This window comes from Asaia sp. SF2.1 (assembly GCF_000505765.1).
GTDB classification, from domain to species: Bacteria; Pseudomonadota; Alphaproteobacteria; order Acetobacterales; family Acetobacteraceae; genus Asaia; species Asaia bogorensis.
This window is the reverse complement of sequence record NZ_AYXS01000051.1, coordinates 57208-62577: the sequence shown is the minus strand read 5'-3', so window position 1 is coordinate 62577 and position 5370 is coordinate 57208. Positions and strand designations below refer to the sequence as shown.

The window sequence follows — 5370 nt, the reverse complement described above, 5'->3', positions numbered from 1 at the left end:
TCACCTGCGCCGCTATCAGGCAGACCCGGCAAGGCAAACGCCTTCTCGCCCGGCTTTACATCCGCCTTCCCGCCTGCATCCTTACCCGATCGTGTCTTGCCGCCATTCATGGGTTTCTCATCGCAGATTAGGCGGGCAAGCTCAACCGTGGCGCCGATACGGCGCAGTCCGAAAACGGGCGGTGTCATAGGGCCATAGCCGTCCTGTCATCACGTCACGGTGCCTGACCGCGACCCGCCTGATCCGGCATTGTGCGCCGCTCTCGTGCATGTCATGTCTCTGGCCTCAGCCGGCTGTTTGGACCGGGTGATGAAGGGCCGATGTCTCGTGACGAAGGCGCGCCCCACGACGGAACAGGTAAAGGCAGGAAGGACAGGATATGGCCGATCTCGACAGCATCGTTGCCGAAATTGCGCGTGACATGCAGATCATCACCGAGCGTGGCCATGTGGCAGATTACATCCCGCCGCTTGCCTGCGTCGATCCTGCCAAATTCGGTATTGCGGTCATTGACGCTGGAGGCAGCGCTCACGTGGCGGGCGATGCGGATGAAGCCTTTTCGATCCAAAGTCTCTCCAAGGTATTCGGCCTGACCCTCGCCCTCACGCTTGAGGGAAGCGAGCTTTGGAGCCGCGTGCGTCAGGAGCCTTCGGGAAGTGCCTTCAACTCGATCGTCCAGCTGGAGAGCGAGCACGGTATTCCCCGCAATCCGTTCATCAATGCCGGGGCCATCGTCATTTCCGATATTCTGGTCTCCCGGCTGGGTCGTCTGGGCGCGCGTCAGGCGTTGCTCGATTTTGCGCTTTCGCAGTCCGGCGCGCCAGAGGGGCTGCATATCGATGAGAACATGGCCCGTCAGGAGCGCGATACGGGGTTTCGCAACGCTGCCCTCGCCAATTACATGTGTACTTTCGGCAATATCAGAAATCCGATCGAGGACACGCTCGATCTGTATTTCCACCAGTGCGCCCTTACCATGTCCTGCCGTCAACTGGCTGAAATCGGTTGTTACCTCATGACGGGCGGGGTGGATCTGCGCTCCGGGCGGATGATCACCTCTGTGCCTGATGCCCGTACCACCATGGCCCTCATGATGATGTGCGGCCATTATGACGGGTCTGGTGCCTTTGCCATCCGAGTGGGGTTGCCGGGCAAATCCGGCGTGGGCGGCGGTATTCTGGCCATTGCGCCCGGGCTGGCTTCGGTTGCCGTGTGGTCGCCGGGGCTGAACAGCCAGGGAAATTCCCTGCTCGGAACGCTCGCGCTTGAGCGTCTGGTGCAGCGAACCGGCTGGTCGGTGTTCAACCCGTTCCCCCTCTCGGTTCAGACCATTCCCTGATTCACGCGTTAGGCCTGACAGGATGGCGCTGCGAAGTGGCGCAGAGGAATGGAAGGAGAGTTGCCGTCGTGAGCCGTATTACCCAGTTTTCGACCATCGGGGCCCTGATGGCCGGACATCTATCGCATCGCTATGCGCCTGCCACGAGACCGGGTTCGGTCTCGGTTGCTCTGCCGGGCTCAATGGCGAACTCACGATCTGCGATGGCCGTGTTTATGAAGCAACGGCGGGTGAGCCCTTGCATGAGCTGCCGCAGCACGACGCAGTTCCTTTCGTGCAGATCACGGCGTTTCGGCCCCAGTTTCAGGTCGAGGTCGAGAACATTACCCATGAGACGGCCTATGACAGGCTTTGCACCCTGATCGCGCCCGATAATATCTTCATGGCGGTCAGCGTGACGGGGTTGTTCGACCATCTTGTGCTTCGCCGCCCCCATCGGGCCGCAGACGAGAGCGATCAGCATCGCGATGTCGAGGCTGTTGCCGCGAGTCAGAAAATCGACAGGTTCGAGGGGATACGGGGCCGATTGATCGGTTTCTGGACGCCCGCCCTGTTCGGTCGCATTTCGGTTCCCGGCTTTCATTTCCATTTCCTCGACGATGAACGCCAGATAAGCGGGCATGTGCTGGAATTTGCCGCCCGTCATGCAACGCTCAGCGCGGAGGAAAAACCGACCATCGAGATTACCAACCCGCAAAGCGACTCGTTCCGGAACCGAACCATTGAGACGGACAAGCTCGATGACATGATCCACCGTATCGAGAAATAACCCGCCCCGGGACACGGGATGCAGGGCCGGACAGGCTGAACTGGCACAAAGCTCAGGCCACGTGCTTGCCATGATGGTGTTCTTCGCCATCATGGGCACTTATTCGCCTTTCTGCCGGGTCCGACGCCATGCATCCGCTCGATCGTCTTGTCATCCTGCTTTATTTTGCAGGGCTATGTTTTCTGGTCTGGCGTGTCAGTCGCCGCTCTGCAGGCTCGTCGCGGGATTTCCTCTCTGCGCATCATGACCTGCCCTGGTGGGCCCTGTGTCTCTCCCTTGTGGCGACCGAGACATCGACCCTGACATTCATCAGCATCCCGGGTATCGGCTATACGCAGGGGATGGTTTTTCTCGGTATCGCCGGGGGATATTTCATCGGGCGTGGCCTGGTCGCCCTGTGGTTTCTGCCGCGCTATGTCGAGGGCTCGATGACGAGCGCCTACACCGTACTGGGCGCGCGTTACGGGGCCCCCATGCAGCGTCTGGCGTCCGGTGCATTTCTGGTCACGCGTTTCATGGCCGAGAGTATCCGCCTGCTTGCCGGCGCATTGCCCATCGTCTGGCTGTTCACGCAAAGCGGGTTGCCTGTGGGCCGCTGGAGCGTCCTGTCCGCCATTCTGGTTTTCACGTTGTTCTACACAATTCTCGGCGGGCTTCGTGCGGTTGTGTGGTCAGACGCGATCCAGCTCGGCATTTACGGTTTCGGGGCAGTCTTCTGTGTGGTGTATGTCTGGCTCGGCATGGCGGGGCATGGCGCGCCGGGATCTGGTGCAGCAGGGCAGGGCTGGTCCATGGCCGTTCAGTCGGGCAAGCTCGCGGTCTTTCATCCCCTGACCGCACAGAACTGGCTGGGTGACCCCTTCACCCTCGCCGCCTCCCTTTTTGGCGGGGCTGTGCTCTCCATTGCTTCTCACGGCACAGACCAGCTCATGGTGCAGCGTATTCTGGCAGCGCGTTCATTGCGGGAGGCCCGCATGGCCCTGATTGGCAGCGCTGTTGTGGTGGCGGCCCTGTTCGGGCTTCTCTCCCTTCTCGGGGTTCAGCTCTGGGTTGCCCGCGCAGGGCGCAGCCTTGCTGCGGATCATATGATGTCCTCCGACGCGCTTTTTCCTCATTTCATGATTGAAGCGTTACCCGCCGGGATTGCCGGTCTGCTCATTGCCGGCGTGCTGAGCGCCACAATGGGGTCGCTCTCTTCCACACTCAACGCGATGGCCGGGGCAAGCCTGACTGATTTCGGTCCGAGGCCCCGTCGCTGGATCGAACAGGCGATGCAGCATATCGGCTATCGGCCCGGCCCGCTCTCTGCGCCACGCTTCATGACCCTTTTATGGGGGGCTGTGCTGCTTGTCGGGGCGGCCCTGTTCACGATGGGAAGCAAATCGGCGGTTGTTCTGGGGCTTACCATTGCCGGGTGGTCCTATGGGCCGACACTGGGGGCGTTTCTCTGCGCGCTGTTTTTGCCCGGCCTCCGGGCTCGGGCGGTCATGGCGGGATATGTCGCATCCCTTGCTTGCATGGCGCTTGTACTGATCGTTGGCCAGCTGCGTGGTGTCGCGATTGCCTTTTCATGGCTTGTGCCACTGGGCATCCTGTTTCACCTTGGTGCTGCGGGGCTGTATCGCGCTTTGGCGGGACAGCGCGCCGCTCGCCCAGAAGCTGCCAGTCAGGAGCCCCAACGTGACTGAAACACCGTCAGATATCCTTCCGCAGAAGCACGCTGTGGAGAAACTCCAGACGGAGCAGCAGGACCCGCGCTACGCCACGATCGAGCTTTGGCCGACGGCAACGATCCTCGATGCGTTGGCTGAAGCGCAGATGGCGGCCACGGCGCTTGTCCGGGCGGCTGTTCCATCGCTTGAAGCGGTCGTCGAGGCGGCCCTGCCGCGTTTGCGACGGGGAGGAAGGCTCTTTTATGTCGGTGCCGGCACGGCGGGCCGGGTAGGTATGCAGGACGGGGTGGAACTGACTCCCACCTATGGTTGGCCGCCGGAGAGGCTGGTGATGCTGCTGGCAGGAGGCAGTGCCGCCGTATCGCAGGCCGCCGAGGGTGCCGAAGATGATGAGCAGGCGGCCTGTGCTGAGATGGACGCCAATCATGTAGGGCCCGATGACGTGGTGTTTGGCATCGCGGCGAGTGGCAACACGCCTTACAGCTGTGCGGCGCTCGGTTTCGCGCGCAGCAAGGGAGCGCTTACCATCGGGATAAGCTGCGTGGCAGAGGGTCGCCTGCTGCGTGAGGCCGAACTTGGCATTGCGCTGCCAACAGGCGCCGAAGCGGTCGCGGGCTCGACACGGCTCAAGGCAGGGACAGCGCAGAAAGCAGCGCTCAACCTGCTCTCGACCACGCTCATGATCCGTCTCGGGCATGTCTATCAGGGGCTAATGGTGGATATGCGTGTCACCAACGCCAAGCTGGCACGGCGTGCGATCGGCATGGTGCGTCGCATTGCCGGGGGTACTGACGCGGAGATCGGGAATGCGCTGAAACAGGCCGATGGCAACGTCAAACGTGCTGTGCTGCTCCGTCACGGCATGACGCTCGAGGAGGCCGAACTTGCCCTGAAGACGCATGGGGGTGATCTGCACGCGATACTGGGCCGCAAGACAGAGACCGGCTCATGATCTCGTCCCCACAGGATGACGGGCCCCCAACGGGGCATGACGGCAGATCTGAAGGCACGGGCAGATTTCTGCGCGTGATCGGTCTGATGAGCGGTACATCGCTCGATGGGGTGGATGCCGCCCTGATCGAGACGGATGGCGTGAGCGTACGGTATCGCGGCGCTGCAGTTAGTCTGCCCTATGAGGCCTCATTGCGTGAGCGTGTTTATGCCCTGTTCGGCCAGGCAGCCGCCTTTGCCGGTGAGACGCTCGAAGCCCTGCCGAAAGAATTCGGGGCGGTCGAGCGCGAACTGACCGATGCCCATGTGCGGGCTGTGCAGCAAGTGCTGAAGCAGGAAGGTACGGCCGATCTTGTCGGGTTTCATGGCCAGACACTGTATCACGCGCCGGAACGGGGGCGGACATGGCAGATGGGTGATGCCTCTCGTCTGTCCCATCTGACCGGGCTGCCGGTCATCCATGATTTTCGTTCGGCCGATGTGGCGGCAGGCGGGCAGGGCGCCCCTCTGGCACCCTGGTATCATGCGGCCTGTCTGGGCGATATGCAGGGGCCGGTGGCAATCCTCAATATCGGCGGCGTGGCCAATGTCACTTTCGTCGGCGCGGATGGGACCATTCTGGCAGGCGACACTGGCCC

The 5370-nt window shown here is 62.0% G+C and carries 6 protein-coding genes; 5 read left to right on the top strand and 1 reads right to left on the bottom strand.

What is annotated here, in order from left to right; genetic code table 11:
- On the bottom strand, positions 1-188 hold a 188-nt coding region (locus P792_RS37855; protein ID WP_031241732.1), incomplete at its 3' end, for a hypothetical protein.
- A 191-nt stretch (positions 189-379) separates the two neighbouring features.
- On the opposite strand from P792_RS37855, the gene P792_RS35230 reads away from it, so the two are divergent.
- The 5 genes from P792_RS35230 to P792_RS39475 form a co-directional block, all read left to right on the top strand.
- Positions 380-1339, top strand: a complete 960-nt coding sequence (locus P792_RS35230; RefSeq protein WP_023979987.1) for a glutaminase — start codon at positions 380-382, stop codon at positions 1337-1339.
- Between the two features lie 22 nt (positions 1340-1361).
- Positions 1362-2108, top strand: a complete 747-nt coding sequence (locus P792_RS35225; RefSeq protein ID WP_023979986.1) for an acetolactate decarboxylase — start codon at positions 1362-1364, stop codon at positions 2106-2108.
- Between the two features lie 128 nt (positions 2109-2236).
- On the top strand, positions 2237-3796 hold the full coding sequence (locus tag P792_RS35220) for a sodium:solute symporter (RefSeq protein WP_023979985.1): 1560 nt from the start codon (positions 2237-2239) through the stop codon (positions 3794-3796).
- Positions 3789-4733, top strand: a complete 945-nt coding sequence (locus tag P792_RS35215) for an N-acetylmuramic acid 6-phosphate etherase (protein ID WP_235075550.1) — start codon at positions 3789-3791, stop codon at positions 4731-4733. The genes P792_RS35220 and P792_RS35215 overlap by 8 nt, the downstream gene beginning before the upstream one ends.
- Before the next feature lie 86 nt (positions 4734-4819).
- Positions 4820-5370 (top strand): anhydro-N-acetylmuramic acid kinase (locus P792_RS39475; RefSeq protein ID WP_035440959.1); only part of this gene is annotated, 551 nt, incomplete at its 3' end.

Bases quoted from the DNA above. Each gene is read 5' to 3' on its own strand.
- P792_RS35230 (WP_023979987.1), top strand. From the start codon at position 380: ATGGCCGATCTCGACAGCATCGTTGCCGAAATTGCGCGTGACATGCAG.
- P792_RS35225 (WP_023979986.1), top strand. From the start codon at position 1,362: ATGGCGCTGCGAAGTGGCGCAGAGGAATGGAAGGAGAGTTGCCGTCGT.
- P792_RS35220 (WP_023979985.1), top strand. From the start codon at position 2,237: ATGCATCCGCTCGATCGTCTTGTCATCCTGCTTTATTTTGCAGGGCTA.